Origin of the sequence: uncultured Ruegeria sp., from assembly GCF_947497005.1 — a bacterium.
Classification (GTDB): Bacteria; Pseudomonadota; Alphaproteobacteria; order Rhodobacterales; family Rhodobacteraceae; genus Ruegeria.
Genome location: NZ_CANMFF010000066.1, coordinates 1 through 521, shown reverse-complemented (window position 1 = coordinate 521; position 521 = coordinate 1). Strand labels below are relative to the sequence as shown.

1 protein-coding gene is annotated in these 521 nt (G+C 54.5%); it reads left to right on the top strand.

Annotation, left to right across the window (positions count from 1 at the left end; all coding sequences use genetic code 11):
• Positions 1-120: 120 nt before the first annotated feature.
• The coding region (locus Q0816_RS25925; protein WP_298856212.1) for an adenylate/guanylate cyclase domain-containing protein at positions 121-521 on the top strand (401 nt) is incomplete at its 3' end.

Sequence of the window (521 nt, the reverse complement as noted above, 5' to 3'; positions counted from 1 at the left end):
GATTTGCGTGAGTTGGGGATAGAAAAGCTTGGCCACCGTAAACGCATCTTGGCTGCGGCAGCGCAGATTGAAACTGAGGTGGATTGCGAGGCGCCAGTCAGGAGGCGCCTGCTGACCTTGATGTTTGCTGATTTGGTCGACTCGACGGCGCTGTCAACACAGATCACTCTGGAAGATTATCACGCCCATATCCGCAGTTTTCAGAATGCTGCCAAAAGCACGGTCGAACAGTACGGTGGCTATGTCGCAAAGTATTTCGGTGACGGCGTGTTGGCGTATTTTGGCTATCCCCAAAGTCATGAAGACGATGCAGATCGCGCCATTCGAGCGGGCTGGGAATTGGTCAAACTGGTTTCGGACTTACCCGGTTCACCGGAAGGCATTTCTGTGGCAGCCCGTGTCGGCATTGAAACAGGGCCAGTGGTTATTGGAGAAGTCGTTGGCGAAGGTACTGCCAGCGAACACAGCGCTTTGGGATCCACACCAAATCTTGCGGCACGCTTGCAGTCTGTAGCTCCCCC